The sequence below is a fragment of the Alteromonas sp. NFXS44 genome, from assembly GCF_040148705.1.
Lineage (GTDB): Bacteria > Pseudomonadota > Gammaproteobacteria > Enterobacterales > Alteromonadaceae > Alteromonas.
Genome location: NZ_JAGDEA010000005.1, coordinates 174,803 through 192,296, shown reverse-complemented (window position 1 = coordinate 192,296; position 17,494 = coordinate 174,803). Strand labels below are relative to the sequence as shown.

Below are 17,494 nucleotides of genomic sequence, written 5' to 3'. Positions count from 1 at the left end.
AAGATGTCTTTTCTCCTGTCTGCCCCCCTGACAGTAATGTTACGTTCCGTTACCGGTTTGCTGTTAGTTCTGACCGTTGCCGCCTGCAGCGAACCTGAATTACCCAATCACCTTCGTTCTGTTAAGGAAGCCGGTAAACTGACAGCAGGCATTGAGTATGCACCTTCACGTTATGAATATGGCCCGCAGGGTCCCCGCGGGTTTGATTACACACTGATCGCCGGATTCGCTGATTACCTTGGCGTTGAACTGGCACTTATCCCCTATTACGACGACCACTGTCTGAACGCTGCTCTGGCCGGCTCAGATATCGATTTGATTGTGAGCAGTGATGCCGGAGCGCAGGCATTGTCAGCAGATAGCGTTACCGGACCGGCGTATGCCGGCACCGCCTGGGCATTCTCTGCCCGCCTTGATGACTCTCTTCGCAGTGCAGTCTTTGATTACTTTGCAACGCTCAGGCTACAACGTGTGGTTGCTAAAATGCAGAATGAATGGCTGACGCCGGCGGCTCCGCTGCCAGAGGCAGATATTCCGGCATTCATTCTTGCGGCTGCCGGAAAAATAACGGCGCTCAAAGAGCAATTCGGTGCTTACGACAGCGATGCAAAGTGGACTTTGCTGGCAGCTTTCGCCTGGCAATTAAATCAGTGGGAAGATGCCGGTGAAACCGCCGGTGCAGTAGAGCAACTACTAACACTGCATGGGAAAATCCCATCACGGATCCCCGCTGAGGAGAGGATGATGATGACCCTTGCAGCGTGGCGCACGGGGCTGACACATCTTGAGGATTGCCGGGAACTGACATCCCGCCAGGGCGGCAACAATGACCGCTGGCTGGATGTGAAACAGCGCTATCCATTACTGGCCGTTAAGGACGTTTACCGTCACCTTGATTATGGCTACGCAGACGGAGCAGACACAGTGAGATTTACAGAAAATATTCAGCAGTACGCAACAACGTTGGAAACACTGTCTGAAAAAGATTGAAAATTGTCATAAAGCCTTCATGTTATACCGGTAGAACGGCATGAGGCATAAGAACAATGCCACCCTGAATACGTTCTCCTTACACATTTAAGGATGAGGAGGGTTTATGAGAAGACAAAAAGCAATAAAGGCAAAGAAAATCTTGAAAAGTAATAACCGCAGAAAATTAATGATTAAACGTGCCCATCAACGGGTCCTTCAACGCCGCCGTCATTTTATGACTCATGAAATGTTCGCGAAAAGTCCGGAATCAGCCTGCCAGTAGCAGTTCCGGACTACTCCTCCCCATTTCCCCCGCACTCTTCTACCTGAGTCGCTCTGGCCAATAACTTAGCAGCTTTGATTTCAGCCCGGCGACGCCGGAAAAATGCAGACAACTTTTCTCCGCAAACATCAGCCAGCACGCCTCCGGTGATATCACACTGGTGATTAAGTTCAGGATGCTGCAACAATTGCATCACTGATCCCGCAGCACCGGTTTTTAAATCACTGGCACCGAATACCACTCTGGCGATCCGTGCGTGCACCAGCATTCCGGCACACATAGCACAGGGCTCAAGAGTGACGTAAAGGGTTGCACCGGTAACCCGGTAATTTTCTATGTGGCTGGCGGCTGCACGTACAGCCAGCATTTCTGCATGAGCGGCGGGATCATGGTCTCTAACCGGAGAATTCCAGCCTTCTCCGATGATCTTTCCGTCTGCAACGACTATCGCGCCCACCGGTACTTCGTTAATCGCTTCAGCTTTATCAGCACGAAGTAACGCCTGCTGCATCCAGTGTTCATCACTGAATAATTCTTCATTACTCATTGGTTATTTTGACCAAACTTTTGGTTATTTCAACTAAAGGAATACAGTACACGGTATAGTAAAAATCATAACCAATTGAAATATAATGATTTACCAAATTGGTCACGATCTTGCGTACTCTTAATTATCATACAGCAAAAGCACGGTTAAAGCGGGTCTGTATGCAAAAATTCAGACTGATGAAAAACACAATGTTACGATTTAAATTGTACAAAAAGGTTATAAAAAAGGCTGAATTAACGACAAAATGCCCGTAAGCCGTTACACTAAAATTTTACTTTGTTGAGGGAACAAAATGAATACAACCGCCGTTGTCATTGTTGCAATCTGTGCCTGGGCACTGGTCTCTATCGTCACTGCAGCGAAAGACAAGAGTAAATCGAAAAAAGATATCCGTAGTGATAAAGCCATGGAAGCCGAAATCGCGGCACTACGGGAGCGCGTTGAAGTACTGGAAAAAATCGTCACCGAAGAAAATTACGATCTGAAAAAGCAATTTAAAGATCTTGAGAGCGGTAAAGTTGCATAACGGCTTTGTCAGGCACCGTCCATAAAACGACGTTCTGCCCGCTCTACCCTTCTGGGCTTGCCGGCGATGATTAGCACATCACCGGCTTGCAACATTTCATTTCCATCCGGCTGCGCAATTTCGCTGCCATTCCTTCTCAGCCCCTGCAGTCTTACCCGCATTCTTTGAAAATCGATGTCTGACAACGACTGGCCTAAACAGGCTGCATCGTTATTCAGTACAACAGCATGAACAAATTCCAGTTTATCTTCAGTGCCGTAGCTGATTTCCGTGGTTTCCCCGGGATAAAAGCCGTGCAGGTGATCGTACCGCCCCTGGCGTTCCTCCCTCACCCTTCGCAGGATCCGCGACATTGGTACGCCGGCACAATGCAGCACCTGGGATATCAGCATCAGGCTGCCTTCCTGTATTTCCGGTACGACCTGACTGGCACCGGCTTTATACAAAGCATCCAGCTGATAGTCCCGTTTTGTGCGGACCATTAAGTTAATGTCCGGCGAGATTTGCCTTGCGGCGTTAATGACCTGCTTGGCTTTCTCAGGCTGATCAAAAGTGACCAGCAGTAAACTGGCTCTGCCTACACCGGCATTTTCAAGAATGTCCTTCTGACTGGCATCACCAAATAAAATTGGTTCGCCGGCATTGCGGCTTTCGTGCACCCTTACCGGGTCTGCATCAATGGTGATAAAGGCAATGTTCTCCAGTTTCAGCAAACGGGCAACAGACTGCCCCACCCTGCCAAATCCGGCGATGACAATATGGTTCTGCAAAGCTGAAGCTTCAGGAATGGCACTGTCGGGCTCCACGTTGACCGCTGACGCAGGTTCGAGTTTCTGCGCCCAGGCCACACTGCGGTTTACCAGCAGCGGTGTCAGTGCCATGCTGATCACCCCCATACTGATGATAATAGAAGATGTTCTGCTGTCGATGACTCCTTCTGCGGTAGCCAGTGCAGCAATGACAAAACTGAACTCACCAATCTGACACAATTTGATGCCGGTAGCCCAGGCATCCACCGCATCAGAATTCAGTAACCTTGCAACCAGGCGCAATACCAGCACCTTAAGTACCATTAATACCGCCACCCCACTGAATATCCACAGACCATCCTGGTAAAGTACGTGCAGATTCAGTTGCATGCCGACAGTGACGAAAAACAGGCCCATCAGAATATCTCTGAATGGCCGGATGTCCGCTTCCAGCTGGTACTTATACTGGCTTTCTCCCAGCATCATCCCGGCAAGAAAAGCTCCCAGCGCCATGGACAAACCGAAAATATAGGTCAGCCCGCCGGCGAGAATAGCCACAAGAATCGTGGTGAGCACGAACAACTCATCAGTTCTGGTTTTCGCCACCTCCCGGAATATCCAGGGTAATACCCACTTGCCGGCAGAAAGCAGCAGGATAACGACCAGTACACCTTTTATGAGTGCCTGAATTAACGCAGTGGCGAGACTGATGTTCTGTTCTGATGACATTAATGGAATGGCAATGAGGAAAGGGACCACTGCCAGATCCTGAAACAGCAGAATACTGATGGCCATTTCTGTACGACGATGATTAAGTGCTCCGGCTTCAGTAAGCTGCTTAATGACGATAGCAGTGGAGCTCAGTGCCAGCATGCCGCCGATGATAACTGCCGGCCCCCAGGCAAATCCGAGAAAGTGTGCGATTGCTGAGAACACACCCGTAGTAACGACCATTTGCCCTAATCCGACACCGAAAACCAGTGAGCGCATGGACATGAGCTTGGGCAGCGAAAACTCGAGCCCCAGAGAAAATAACAGAAATACAATCCCGATTTCTGCCAGCAGGTGCATGTCTTCCGGATGAGGAAACAACGCCAGCAATTCAGGGCCGGTAAGCAGACCGGCAAAAAGGTAGGCCAGAATAGGTGGCAAATGGAGCTTGCGGAATACCGCGACACTGACCACTGACAGCGCCATTAACACTACGATTTGTCCAAATCCACTTGTTACCACGGCAACTCCTTCAATCCGGCACTACAAGCAGGCACACCACTTGCAAGACTTCAGTCAGACACGCTTAGATGACGATTTTCTGACGTAAAAGTAAACAATTAATGCTAAGTATAACCCATGTTCCCGAGGAGTACTGTTTTGGAATTCTCAACTTCTGTTTATGAACACGTATACCCTGACAGCTTTTATCCTATGGCCTCATCCGGCCCGCGGTTAACTGCCGATCAGAAAAACAGCTTCCTGGGGCAGATCCTGTCAACCATCGATATTTCTGCACTGGGTTCTTTATACTTTCATCAGCTCAGACAACATGTTGCACTTGTTCACCTCAACCTGAGCGATGCGTCACGTCACCTGAGTTATGGCCGCATTAAGCCGGAAGACAATGACACAAACACTCTGATGCTGCCTATGAATAACCGTCACAGCACATCCGCGCCGGAATACATCCGCTATGTGTTTGCCAGCATGCCATCAAGGGAAGAACGTCAGTGTGTAGCTGAGTTACACGTTCTTTTCAGCCATCAGTTCGCCAATGCTCTGGAGTTCGAACGACTGAAAAAAATGGCGACAAAAGATGCACTGACCACGTTAGGTAACCGCAACGCATTTGATGAGTCCTGTGGCCGTCTGACCAGCAGAGCAGATCGCCATGATGAAAAATTCGGATTACTGGTCATAGACTTAGACAACTTTAAGACAGTGAATGACACCTATGGGCATCAGGAAGGTGACAAGGTATTGCAAGCTGTGGCTGCAGAGATTTCGTCAGTGCTGCGTAATGAAGATGAAGCATTCCGCATCGGGGGTGATGAGTTTTGTTGTCTGCTGGACTGCAAACAAAAAGAGTCGCTGAAAGTCATTGCTGACCGTCTCAACAAACGAATCGAAAAGAACCCGTTACTCAAAGGTCACGGGGTTTCCTGCAGTATCGGCGGTGCGGTCTACCGTCAGGGAGACAACATGCAGTCGTTATTTGAGCGTGCTGATCACGCGTTATACCAGGTCAAAGCCGCCGGAAAGAATGCTTATCTTGCGGCATAATCTCCCCGCAGGCTTTTAAATAAAGAGGCAAAACCTTGCCTCTTTACCAGAAGACTGCCAACTTATTCACCGCTGCTTTTGTACATTATCCTGTTGAGATCCTGATTGCCGGCCGACAGCCAGACCACTCTGTCTGTCAACAACAAAGCTGCCGCTTCACCATTGCATAGTAAAACAGGAATGCGTTCTCTTTCCCAGGGCGGTACCTTCCACTGCTTAAACCATTTCCGCGCTGTTTTCCCTGTGGGATTCCGGCTCACATAAATTTTATCCAGACTCACCGCCGGCACCCGCTGCCAGTCACCCGGGCCGGAGATTTTAAATGTTACCGGCAACCCGGGGACTTGCTGCCACTGCTCTATATCTACCGGTTGCGGATCCACACTTTCCTGCATCATAACTTCTGTGCAGCTCCTGCTATCCGCAGTAACCAGCAGTTCGCTGTTGTAGCGGCGGATCACGCCAGCGCCGGCTTTAACGCACGGTGTGGCATCGTCTCTGGCATGTAACATAGCGAGGATCTCGTCCATCTGAGCTTTAGAAGGCAAGGTCACCCCCCTGCCGGTCAGCCAGTGACGGATCATCGCCCTCTGCCAGCCTGTGCTTTGCAGCAGCAAAGCAGGAACGCTGAGTCCTCCGTTACCGGTCTCAGCGTCTTTAAGCCGTTCAGCGGTCACTTCTGCCAGCAATGCATTTTGTTCCTGTAACAGTTCACAGGAGCGTAAAGCGGCTTTTGCAAAACCGGGCCAGCGCCTGTGCATATCCGGCAGTACACGATTGCGAAGGAAATTACGGTCAAAACGGTCGTCCTGATTGGACTCATCTTCAACCCGCGGCATCCCCAGTGAATCCGCCGCAGCCTCAATATCTTCACGGCGAAAATTAAGCAGAGGCCGGAGAATAGCAACGGGTGACTCACTCTCACTAACTTGCCGGTAATGAAGCTCTGGCATGCCAGCCAGACCTGCCGGCCCGCTTCCCCGCTTTATCGCCAGTAGTAAGGTTTCGAGCTGATCGTCCTGATGCTGCCCTAAAACCAGCGCACCGTTGTGCTGCCGGCAATAGCTTAATAATGCATCATAACGGGCGTCTCTGGCACTCGCCTCAAGGCTGGTGCGGGACTGAACTGTCACGTTAACGGATAACGCAGAAAAGATAACATTGCGCTGGTGACAAAAGGTTTCGCAGTGGTTTTGCCACGTGTCTGCGTTGGGACTCAGGCCGTGATGGATATAGACCCCGTGAACGGGTAAAGAAGAATAGTAAGAGAGTGCGTGGAGTAATAAACCGGAGTCTACCCCGCCACTGAAACCTACCACAAGGCAGTGGGGTGACGGGGTAACAGTATCGAGCAACCTGGCCGTTGTGCGGATGATGTCAGAACACAGCGTACTGACATCCATTTCACCAGGCACCGTTACCCGCTCCGGATCAGCAGTAACCGAAAGACATCAGTCTCTGGTAACGCTCTTCCATCAGGTTTTCAACATCCAGTGTTTTCAACTGGTTCAATTGCTGTTTGATGGTCGCTTTCAGGTTTGCAGCCATACCGTCATGGTCACGGTGTGCGCCACCTAAAGGCTCTTCAACAATACTGTTGATTAAACCCAAATCTTTGATTTGCGGTGCACTTACTCCCATCGCTTCTGCAGCCAGGGGCGCTTTATCTGCGCTCTTCCACAGAATAGATGCACAACCTTCCGGAGAAATAACGGAATAGGTAGAATATTGCAGCATGTTAACGCGATCGCCAACACCAATGGCCAGTGCACCACCGGAACCACCTTCACCGATAACGGTACAGATGATCGGCACACGAAGCTGAGCCATTTCAAACAGGTTGCGGGCAATGGCTTCACTCTGTCCACGTTCTTCTGCGCCAACGCCCGGATATGCTCCCGGTGTGTCAATAAGGGTGACGATTGGCAAATTGAAACGCTCAGCCATTTTCATCAGACGCAGGGCTTTACGGTAACCTTCAGGTTTTGGCATACCAAAGTTACGCTTAATTTTTTCGTGTGTATCACGCCCCTTCTGATGACCAATCAGCATGATTGGCTGATCATCGATTTTTGCCAGACCACCAACAATCGCTTTGTCGTCGGCATATGCACGATCACCGGCCAGTTCATCAAACTCAGTGAAGATGCGGCCAACATAATCCAGCGTGTAGGGACGCATGGGGTGACGGGCAAGCTGGGAAATCTGCCAGGCGCCCAGATCTGAGAAAATCTTGCGGGTTAAATCCGAACTTTTAGTACGAAGTTTTGTGATTTCTTCTTCAATACCAACGTCAAATTCACCGCCCTGATTAACCAGCCGAAGCTCTTCGATTTTTGCTTCTAGTTCAGCGATCGGCTGTTCAAATTCCAAAAACTGTATACTCATTCTGTGTCCTATCTATACTACCTTTCACGCCTGTCAGTGATAACACATGGCGACTGACTGCTCACCCAGACACTGTTTTAATTCGTGCAATAGCTGATCTTCCGGCGTCACATACCATTGTGCGCCACAGGCCAGCACTGCTTCCGCATCCGGGTGCACTACACGCATTTGTACCGGACAACTGCCGCCCCGGTACGTTTGAAGAATTGCCTGTAGCGACGAAATTCTGTTTTCATCAATTTGCACGGTGTCGAGTTCCAACATCAGTGCTTTTGCGTTCTGTTCTCTGGCCTGAACAATATCCATTGCATCACGGGCAGAGATTGTATTGCCACCGGAGAAATCATCAAAGCTGACCTGTCCTTTTATTAACAGGATACGGTCAGTTTCGAGAATACTCTCATATTTTTCGTACATATCGGGGAAAAAACGTACATCCATGCGCGCGCTCTTGTCGTCGAGAGTCACAATGGCCCAGCGACGCCCCTTTTTGTTTGTCATTACCCTGACGCCCAGCACCAGACCAACGGCCGTGGACATCTGATCTTTTCCGGTTGGTTTTAAATCAACCAGGCGACCATCAGAGTAATGCTTAATTTCATCAGCATACTGATTAATCGGATGCCCAGTCAGATACAAGCCCAGGGTGTCTTTTTCACCATCAAGCCAGACTTTTTCCGGCCAGTATGGCACATCCGCAAAGGCTTGCTTCACGTCATCCGGCTCTGTCGTCAGCAAACCGAACATGTCAGACTGCCCGTAGGATTCCGCTTTAGCATGTTGATCTGCAGCAGCAATAGCTTCAGGTAAAGAGGCCATAATCGATGCACGGTGCGGACCCCTGCCGTCCTGCGGACCAAGATTGTCCATGGCGCCGGCGAGAACCAGCTTTTCCAATACCCGCTTGTTCACCCGTTTGAGGTCAACTTTAGCACAGAAATCAAACAAATCAGTAAAATTACCTTGTTGTTCCCGGGCTTCAATAATGGCTTCAATGGGGCCTTCACCTACCCCTTTTATAGCACCGATACCGTAAACAATACGGCCATGCTCATCAACCGTAAATTTATACCGTCCGACATTCAAATCCGGCGGCAAAATAGTCATCCCCATACGGTCGACTTCATCTACCAGCGTTACTATCTTATCGGTGTTGTCCATATCCGCCGACATTACCGCCGCCATAAATTCAGCAGGATAATGTACTTTCAGCCACAGCGTCTGGTATGACACCAGTGCATAGGCCGCAGAGTGCGATTTGTTAAATCCGTATCCGGCAAATTTTTCTACCAGATCGAAAATTTTCATCGCCAGCTCGCCGCCGATGTTGTTGTCTCTTGCGCCATCCTCGAAGGTTGAGCGCTGCTTGGCCATTTCTTCGGGCTTTTTCTTACCCATTGCACGGCGGAGCAAGTCAGCGCCACCCAGACTGTACCCGGACATTTCCTGGGCAATCTGCATAACCTGTTCCTGATACAGGATGATACCGTAGGTGGGCTCAAGAATTTCTTTCAGACACTCATGCTGATAATCAGCATCCGGATAAGAGATGTCTTCACGACCGTGCTTACGGTCAATAAAGTTGTCTACCATGCCTGATTGCAGCGGGCCCGGACGGAACAGGGCCACCAGTGCGATAATATCTTCGAAACAGTCCGGTTTCAGGCGCTTGATCAGCTCTTTCATCCCGCGGGATTCAAGCTGGAATACTGCCGTGGTTTCTGCCGCCTGCAGTGAACGGAAACTCTTTTTATCTTCCAGCGGGATGGCACTGATATCGACATCCACTCCCTGACCTTCTTTGATCATGTCCAGTGCCCACTGGATAATGGTCAGGGTTCTTAACCCTAAGAAGTCAAACTTAACCAGACCGGCGGTTTCGACGTCATTTTTATCGAACTGGGTGACCGGGTTTTTCCCTTCGTCATCACAGTAAAGCGGAGCAAAGTCGGTGATAGTAGTAGGCGCAATAACCACACCACCGGCGTGTTTACCGGCATTACGGGTAACACCTTCCAGAATGCGGGCCATGTCGATAAGGTCTTTGACTTCCTCATCGTCGTTATAAAGTTCCGGTAAACGGGGCTCGACCTCAAAGGCTTTGCCAAGAGTCATACCGGGATCGGACGGGATAAGCTTGGAAATCCGGTCTACGAAACCGTAGGGATGACCAAGTACACGTCCCACATCACGCACAACAGCCTTAGCAGCCATCGTACCGAAGGTGATAATTTGTGATACCGCCTGACGGCCGTAAAGCTCGGCCACGTGGTCAATAACCTCATCCCGCCGGTCCATACAGAAGTCGACGTCGAAATCAGGCATAGATACACGTTCGGGGTTCAGGAATCGTTCGAAAAGCAGGTCAAATTCCAGCGGATCCAGATCGGTAATTTTCAGCGCATAAGCCACTAATGAGCCTGCACCGGAACCACGGCCCGGTCCCACCGGAATCCCGTTGTCCTTACTCCACTGGATAAACTCCATAACGATAAGGAAGTAACCCGGAAACCCCATCTGGTTAATTACGTCGAGTTCTATTTTCAGACGGTCGTCGTATTCAGGACGCTTTTCTGCTCTGACGGTTTCATCAGGGAACAGGAATTCAAGACGCTCTTCCAGTCCCTCTTCCGATTTTTTAACCAGAAAATCTTCCGTTGTCATACCACCGGTAGGAAACTGGGGCAGGAAGTACTCACCAAGCCTTACAGTGACATTACAACGTGTAGCAATTTCTACTGTATTTTCGATAGCTTCCGGAATATCAATGAACAGCTCAACCATTTCATCGCTGCTACGCAGAAATTGCTGTTCGCTGTAGCGTTTAGGGCGACGGGGATCTTCCAGTGTGTAACCGTCGTGAATGGCTACACGGATTTCGTGGGCCTCGAATCCGGCCTGCTCAATGAAACACACTTCATTCGTAGCCACTACCGGCAAACCGTATTCCTCTGCCACAGCCACAGCCTGATGAAGATAGTCTTCTTCACCGGGACGTCCGGTGCGGATAAGCTCAAGATAGAAACGGTCGGCAAAATGCTGCTGATAAAACTCAAGGGAATCAGCCAGCATTTTCTGGTTGTTCTTGGTCAGAGCAATACCGACGTCGCCGTGCAATGCTCCGGAAAGTACAATCACGCCTTCAGCATGCTCTGCCAGCCAGGCCTGGTCTATCACCGTTTTATGGTGCACCGCACCGCGCAGATAGCCTTTTGAAATCAACAGGGTAATATTTTTATAGCCCTCGTTGTTCATGGCAAGCAAAGTGAGGCGGAAAGGTTCCTCACTCAGAACATCGTTCTGCACCCAGAAGTCGGTGCCGATAATGGGTTTGATACCACGGTTATGGGCTTCAGAATAGAATTTAACCAGACCACACATGTTCATCTGGTCTGTAATAGCCACCGCAGGCATGTTAAAGGCTTCAACCTGCGCGAGGATGGGTTTAACCTTGTTTAACCCATCCATCATTGAAAAGTCGCTGTGAACGCGAAGATGAATAAACGGCGAAGACATGTGAGTTTCTCTTATTTTTGTGCTGCCAGACGCGCCTGTACGGGCTTAAAGCTCATACGATAACACGGCAGGACACCATATGCTTCTAATGCTTCAAAATGGGCTTTCGTCGGGTAACCTTTGTGGCCTGCGAAGTTGTACTGCGGATGAAGGGCATGCAATGCAATCATATCATTGTCACGTTCAACTTTAGCAAGAATCGAGGCTGCAGAGATTTCTGCATGCAGTCCATCTCCTTTCACGATCGCTTCTGCTGAATATTGCCAGTCCGGCAGACGGTTACCATCGACCCGCACGAAATCCGGCTGTACAGACAATCCCTCAACGGCACGCTTCATGGCCAGCATGGTTGCGTGCAGAATGTTCAGCGTATCGATTTCCTGCGGCGTTGCCCGCCCGATTGCCCAGCAGAGGGCTTTTTGCTTAATCTCTTCTGATAAAGCGATACGTTTTTTTTCGGATAATTTCTTTGAATCGTTGAGTCCGGCAATGGGTTTTGCAGGGTCAAGAATAACCGCAGCGGTCACTACATCACCCACCAGCGGTCCGCGTCCCACTTCATCAACACCGGCAATATATTCAGCCATTGATAACCTCTGCAATCGCATCTGCTGCCATTTTATCAGCATCCAGTTTAAGGGACTGGTGCAAACCGGTAAACCGGCTTACCAGTTCAGTCGTATCCTGCGTGAAAAGGGGCAATAAGTAATCGCAAAGCGTGTCAGGATTCACGTCGTCCTGCAGCAACTCAGGTATTAACGCTTCATTGGCCAGTAAATTAGGCAGGGAGAAGAACGGCGCTTTGTAGAGTCGCTGCATTATTTTATAGGTCAGCGGTGACAACTTATAGCAAGTCACCATGGGCCGCTTGCAAAGCATGGCTTCCAGGGTTGCCGTACCTGATGCCAGCAAAATGACATCGCCGGCAATCATGGCGTCTCTGGCCTGCCCTTTCACCAGCTTGTAGTCGCTGTCACTGAGCCAGGCACTGCAATGCTCTTTCAGATAAGCCTGAATGCCATCAAAACGATACTGATTAGCAGCAGGAATTACAAAGCGGATGCCTGGCAGCAGGGTTTTCATTTTCTCCATGGTGGCAGTAAAAACAGGTAACAGTGCTTTTAACTCACCACCACGGCTGCCGGGCAATACGGCCAGCACAGGACCGGAGCTGCTCAGGCCCAGTGTCTCACGGGCGGCAGACTGATCTGGTTCTAATGGCACGGCATCCGCAAGTGTATGACCGACAAACGTATAGGGAACATGATACTTATCGTAAACCTGCTGTTCGAAAGGAAACAAGCCCAGCACGTGATTTGTGGCGGCTTTAATCTTATGTATGCGCTTTTCACGCCATGCCCACACGGTAGGACTGACATAATGAACAGTTTTAATCCCCCTGGCTTTCAGGACTTTTTCCACACGAAGATTAAAGTCAGGTGCATCCACACCAATGAATACATCCGGCGGATTGGCTTCAAAATGCGCCAGCAGTTGCTTTTTCAGTTTGAGAATAGCAGGAAGATGAGACAACACTTCCACCAGTCCCATGACAGAAAGTGTTTCCATATCGAAGAGTGAGTGAAAGCCGGCGGCTTTCATGTGATCACCACCGATGCCTTCGATAATGGCATCGGGGTAACGCTTTTTCAGTTCGGCTATCATACCGGCGGCAAGCACGTCTCCTGACGGCTCACCTGCCACAACGCCAATTCGCAATGTTGATGCGGGCATTTAGCGGATGATACCCCGCTCGGCATTTTCAAGGAAAGACACCAGTGAGCGGATATTTTCATCGCTTTCAGCTACATCAGACAACTTAGCCACAGCTTCAGCGATGGTATTGTTGTCGCGGTAGATGGCACGGTAAGCCCGCTTTATTGCCATAATTTGACCGGATGTAAATCCACGGCGGCGTAAGCCTTCAGAGTTAATGCCCGCAGCGACGTGCTTCTGGCCGTTAACCATGACAAACGGCGGTACATCACGCAAGACAATCGCGCCGGCACCAACGAAGGCATGACTACCGACTTTGCCGAACTGGTGAATAGCGGCACCACCACCAAAAATAACAAAATTACCCAGTTCAACATGCCCTGCCAGTGAAACATTGTTCGCAAGAATACAATCGTCCCCGATAATCACATCGTGAGCCACGTGGGCATTGATCATAAACAGGTTGCGGGAGCCAATTTTTGTCAGCCCTTCATCCTGAATAGTGCCACGATGCACTGTACAGGTTTCACGGAACACATTGTCATCACCGATTTCCAGACGGGTTTCTTCTCCGGCGTACTTTTTGTCCTGGCATTCTTCGCCTACAGAACAAAACTGAAAGAAGCGGTTACGCTTCCCCACAGTCGTCGGGCCTTTGATGACCACATGAGACTCAAGTACACAATCGTCACCGATAACCACATCGTCACCGATATAACAGAAAGGACCTACGGAAACATTATTTCCCAGTGTCGCCTTTTCAGATATCACGGCAGTAGAATGAATCACGTTAAACCATCTCTCTCATTGCACACATGAATTCGGCACTGCAAGCTTCCTCACCATCAACGCTGGCGGTACCCTTAAACTTCCAGATCCCTCTGCGCTCTTTGACCAGACAAACATCAAATTCCAGTCTGTCACCAGGCGTAACAGGTCGCTTGAAACGTGCGCTGTCGATACCGGCATACAAGTATAGCTTATCTGACTTACCCATGGTCTTGAATCCAAGTACGCCGGCAGCCTGTGCCATCGCTTCCAGGATAAGAACGCCCGGGAAAATTGGACGGCCGGGGAAGTGCCCTGTAAAGCAGGGTTCATTCATGGTGATGTTTTTATATGCCTTGATAGACTCGCCTTCCACGTAATCAGTTACGCGATCAACAAGCAAGAACGGATACCGGTGAGGCAATAAATCCAGGATTTCCTGAATATCAATAGTGTTGAGTGAATTGGCCAAAAAAGCTCTCCTAATGCCAAAACCAGTCTGTCATAGGCTTATAGCAGACTGTTTGCCGTATTGTAATTTTAAATGGCGGCAACCATACGCGCATATGCGCTAAAAACAAATCAGACCAACGCCTCACGACGTTAGTCTGCTTGCGGGCTCAGGCCCGGTAATCTTCAGCCGGTAACCGGCCGGACATTACTTAATTTTTTTAACCTGTTCCAGCACTTGCTCAGACAGATCATGCTGGTCGTCAGCGAATGCTACAGCACCGGCATTCAGTACCAGGTCGTATTTTTCTTTCGCAGCCACTGAGTCAATCGCCTGCTTAATCAAGCCCAACAGTTTGTTGCGCTCTTCGTTGCTGCGACGCTGGATGTTCTGTTGCAGAGGCTGACCTTTTTCTGCCAGTTGCTCACGAACACTCAGAATTTTCTGTTGCAGTTCTTTTTTCTCATCTTCACTCATCGTAGCGGCATCGCGCTGCAGACGCTCAGCATAGAACTGACCATCTTTCTGAAGCTGGTTAACTTCGTCGATTTGCGCTTTGAATTCGACCTGAATGTTATTAGAGATTTCAGCGGCCTGTGGCATCGCCTGGAATACGCCCTGTACATCTACAACGCCAATTTTTTGTTCAGCCATTGCAGAGGCACTTACCAGCGCACTACCTAACATCAGGGTTGCTACGAATTGTCTTGCCAACTGTTTCAAAAGGAACTCCTTTTTAAAATTTAAGCCCGGTTCACTGCCGGATTAGTATTAGAATGTTTGACCGATATTAAACGTAAAGAACTTGGCATCATCACCATCGCGTTCCTGAATAGCACGCGAGAAGCTGAATACCATAGGTCCCATCGGTGAAATCCATTGTACAGAAATACCGGCGGAACTACGATACTGTGTCCAGTCGGAATAGTCCAACAACTTACCGTACGATGAGTTGATCTGGTCTAAGTTTTTGTACTTATCGTAGTCGAATTCAGTATCCCACACGTTACCTACGTCGAGGAACACACTGGTACGTACTGAATTATCGTATTCCACATCCACAAATGGTGTTGGAACGATTAATTCGATGCCACCCAGTGCCATGGCGTTACCACCCAGGCTCCGGCTGGAAATCTGAATACTATCATCAGCTGCATCGCCGGGATACACCTCTCCGTCAGGACCAGTCACCGTATTATAATTACGTCTGATCACTCCACGGGGGCCCACGGTGTTATTTTCAAAGCCACGCAGCGTATCTGCACCACCGGCCGTGAAGTTTTCCGTAAACGGCAGGATCTGCTCGTTACCGTTAATGTCGCCGTAACCGTTACCGTAACCTAAACGCAGACGTGCCAGTACTGACCAGCGCTGATTACGAGACAGCGGGAAATAGAACTTGGTATCGAATACAGTTTTAAAGTAATTCACGTCAGAGTTCGGCGTAGTAATACTGAAACTCGCACGTTGTGATGAACCGGCTGTCGGGAACAGACCACGGTTCAGTGTACTGCGGCTCCACGCCACACTGGCCTGGAAGCTGTCATAGTTAATAGGTGCTTCCGGATCGGCGGAATCGCGGAACTGGTTATAAAACTGCTCAGTCTGCTCGTAGTAACCGGTGTTATATAACTCCACACTGGAGTAAGTAATACCGAAGTTAATACGGTTAACTTCGTTGATTGGATAACCAACGTTAGCGCCCACTGACCAACGCTTAGAGTTGTACTGGATAACGTTAAAGTCAGAACCGTCGAACTCGCTGTAACCGATGCTACCACCCAGACTGATACCGTCGATGGTGAAATAGGGGTCGTTATAGGTAATTTGAGCTGAACGCTGATACGATACCGTACTGATGTTCAGACCCACCTGCTTACCTGTACCCAGGAAGTTATTTTGCTGAATACCGGCATTCAGACTCAGCTTCGTTCTGTCACCATAACCGATACCGGCGTTAAACGAACCTGAAGGTTGTTCCTTCACTGAGAAGTCCACATCAACCTGATCATCAATACCTGGCAGACGATTAGTTTCGAACTCAACCTCTTCCATGTAAGTCAGACGGGAAAGCTGCGCTTTTGAGCTTTCCAGCAGTGAATTCGACAGCCACGTGCCTTCCATCTGGTTAACGTTATGACGTAATACATTATCAGACGTAACAGAGTTACCTTCGAAATTTATACGACGTACATAGATACGTTTACCCGGATCGACCGACAGGGTCAGTTTAACTGTTTTATCTTCGTCGTTAATTTCCGGCACCGTGGTCACTGTCGGATAAGCGTAACCAAAACGGCCCAGATATTTACTGATAAATTCTTCGGTATAAGTAACTTCAGCCTGACTGTAAAGCTCGCCAACAGTCAGCGGCAGCACCCGCTCGATATACTCTTCGTTACCCAGCAAATCGCCGACGAGCTCCACATCAGAGATAGTGTATTGCTCACCTTCGGTGACATTCATCGCAACGTAGATGCCGTCTTTTTCCGGCGTCATGGAAACTTGCGTAGAATCAATATTGAAACGCAGGTAACCACGGTCCATATAATGGCTTCTTAAGGTTTCCATATCCCCTTGCAGGGTTTGCTGCTGGTAGCGGGTTTCAGACAGAAAATCCCACCAGGGTGTGTCAAACTGCAGTTCAAGGTCCTGCATCAGTTCTTCATCAGAAAATACTGAGTTACCGACGATATTAATTTGCTGGATTTCAGCGGCATCGCCTTCTTCGAACAGCAGTTTCAAATCAACACGGTTACGGGGCAACGGTGTCACAATAGCAGACACATCAGCATTGTATTTACCAATGCTGTAGAAGAAGTCTTTGAGGCCATTTTCAATTGACGTCAACACGGTTTTATCCAGTGGCTCGCCCACACGGATCCCGTTACCATCCAGACTCTCCTGTAATTGCTCATCTTTGATGTCATCGTTACCTTCAAAGATAATGTTACTGATAGTCGGACGCTCTGACACTTTCACGATAAGGGTATTACCGTCGCGTAATACCTCTACCCGCTCAAAGTGAGTAGAAGAATAAAGAGAGCGAATAGCCTGGGTGATGCGGAAGCTGTTAAGGCGGTCGCCTACCTGAACAGGCAGATAGGTCAGTGCCGCACCCAGTGCCACACGTTGCAGGCCGGTAATTTTAATATCTTCAACAACGAATTCACTGTCAGACGCTGCAGCATTGGCGAAGCTAGCACTGGAAACCATGATTCCGGCTGCTACTAACTGATTTAACTTCATCTATTCTTTTATTCCTGGCCGCGTTTGCTGTTCTAATGTAAAACTGCCG

At 49.3% G+C, this 17,494-nt stretch carries 14 protein-coding genes; 3 read left to right on the top strand and 11 right to left on the bottom strand.

Annotated features, from left to right (window positions below; translation table 11 throughout):
• Nucleotides 1–36 precede the first annotated feature (36 nt).
• Nucleotides 37–990, top strand: a complete 954-nt coding sequence (locus tag J3369_RS06070; RefSeq protein WP_349584970.1) for a membrane-bound lytic murein transglycosylase MltF — start codon at nucleotides 37–39, stop codon at nucleotides 988–990.
• Nucleotides 991–1,265: 275 nt separating this feature from the next.
• Here the strand turns inward: J3369_RS06070 and tadA are convergent, their stop codons facing one another.
• Nucleotides 1,266–1,802: a tRNA adenosine(34) deaminase TadA gene (gene tadA, locus J3369_RS06065; RefSeq protein WP_349584967.1), complete on the bottom strand. Its 537-nt coding sequence runs from the start codon at nucleotides 1,800–1,802 to the stop codon at nucleotides 1,266–1,268.
• Between the two features lie 295 nt (nucleotides 1,803–2,097).
• Here tadA and J3369_RS06060 point away from each other — a divergent pair, with 295 nt between their 5' ends.
• Nucleotides 2,098–2,331, top strand: coding sequence for a hypothetical protein (locus J3369_RS06060; RefSeq protein ID WP_119500502.1), 234 nt, complete (start codon nucleotides 2,098–2,100; stop codon nucleotides 2,329–2,331).
• An 8-nt stretch (nucleotides 2,332–2,339) separates the two neighbouring features.
• Here J3369_RS06060 and J3369_RS06055 read toward each other — a convergent pair whose 3' ends face one another.
• Complete coding sequence (locus J3369_RS06055; protein WP_349586189.1) at nucleotides 2,340–4,277, bottom strand: monovalent cation:proton antiporter family protein; 1,938 nt, start codon at nucleotides 4,275–4,277, stop codon at nucleotides 2,340–2,342.
• 174 nt (nucleotides 4,278–4,451) lie between these two features.
• Here J3369_RS06055 and J3369_RS06050 point away from each other — a divergent pair, with 174 nt between their 5' ends.
• Nucleotides 4,452–5,357: a GGDEF domain-containing protein gene (locus J3369_RS06050; protein WP_161599110.1), complete on the top strand. Its 906-nt coding sequence runs from the start codon at nucleotides 4,452–4,454 to the stop codon at nucleotides 5,355–5,357.
• Nucleotides 5,358–5,419: 62 nt separating this feature from the next.
• On the opposite strand, the gene tilS is transcribed toward J3369_RS06050, so the two are convergent.
• The 9 genes from tilS to bamA form a co-directional block, all read right to left on the bottom strand.
• Nucleotides 5,420–6,772 (bottom strand): tRNA lysidine(34) synthetase TilS, encoded by a 1,353-nt coding sequence (gene tilS, locus J3369_RS06045; RefSeq protein ID WP_349584962.1) that lies wholly within the window; start codon nucleotides 6,770–6,772, stop codon nucleotides 5,420–5,422.
• A 16-nt stretch (nucleotides 6,773–6,788) separates the two neighbouring features.
• A complete protein-coding gene (accA, locus tag J3369_RS06040) occupies nucleotides 6,789–7,745 on the bottom strand; it encodes an acetyl-CoA carboxylase carboxyl transferase subunit alpha (RefSeq protein WP_303574426.1) in 957 nt (318 codons plus the stop codon).
• A gap of 33 nt (nucleotides 7,746–7,778) precedes the next feature.
• The gene (gene dnaE / locus J3369_RS06035) at nucleotides 7,779–11,261 is read right to left on the bottom strand and encodes a DNA polymerase III subunit alpha (protein ID WP_349584958.1); all 3,483 of its coding nucleotides are present in this window, start codon (nucleotides 11,259–11,261) and stop codon (nucleotides 7,779–7,781) included.
• A gap of 11 nt (nucleotides 11,262–11,272) precedes the next feature.
• The gene (gene rnhB / locus J3369_RS06030) at nucleotides 11,273–11,848 is read right to left on the bottom strand and encodes a ribonuclease HII (RefSeq protein WP_349584955.1); all 576 of its coding nucleotides are present in this window, start codon (nucleotides 11,846–11,848) and stop codon (nucleotides 11,273–11,275) included.
• Complete coding sequence (gene lpxB, locus J3369_RS06025; RefSeq protein ID WP_349584952.1) at nucleotides 11,841–12,995, bottom strand: lipid-A-disaccharide synthase; 1,155 nt, start codon at nucleotides 12,993–12,995, stop codon at nucleotides 11,841–11,843. The genes rnhB and lpxB overlap by 8 nt, the downstream gene beginning before the upstream one ends.
• The gene (gene lpxA, locus J3369_RS06020) at nucleotides 12,996–13,766 is read right to left on the bottom strand and encodes an acyl-ACP--UDP-N-acetylglucosamine O-acyltransferase (protein WP_303574430.1); all 771 of its coding nucleotides are present in this window, start codon (nucleotides 13,764–13,766) and stop codon (nucleotides 12,996–12,998) included.
• Nucleotide 13,767: 1 nt separating this feature from the next.
• On the bottom strand, nucleotides 13,768–14,217 hold the full coding sequence (gene fabZ, locus J3369_RS06015) for a 3-hydroxyacyl-ACP dehydratase FabZ (RefSeq protein WP_349584949.1): 450 nt from the start codon (nucleotides 14,215–14,217) through the stop codon (nucleotides 13,768–13,770).
• Nucleotides 14,218–14,403: 186 nt separating this feature from the next.
• Nucleotides 14,404–14,919, bottom strand: a complete 516-nt coding sequence (locus J3369_RS06010; RefSeq protein WP_119500493.1) for an OmpH/Skp family outer membrane protein — start codon at nucleotides 14,917–14,919, stop codon at nucleotides 14,404–14,406.
• Between the two features lie 48 nt (nucleotides 14,920–14,967).
• Nucleotides 14,968–17,445, bottom strand: coding sequence for an outer membrane protein assembly factor BamA (gene bamA / locus J3369_RS06005; protein ID WP_349584945.1), 2,478 nt, complete (start codon nucleotides 17,443–17,445; stop codon nucleotides 14,968–14,970).
• Nucleotides 17,446–17,494 lie beyond the last annotated feature (49 nt).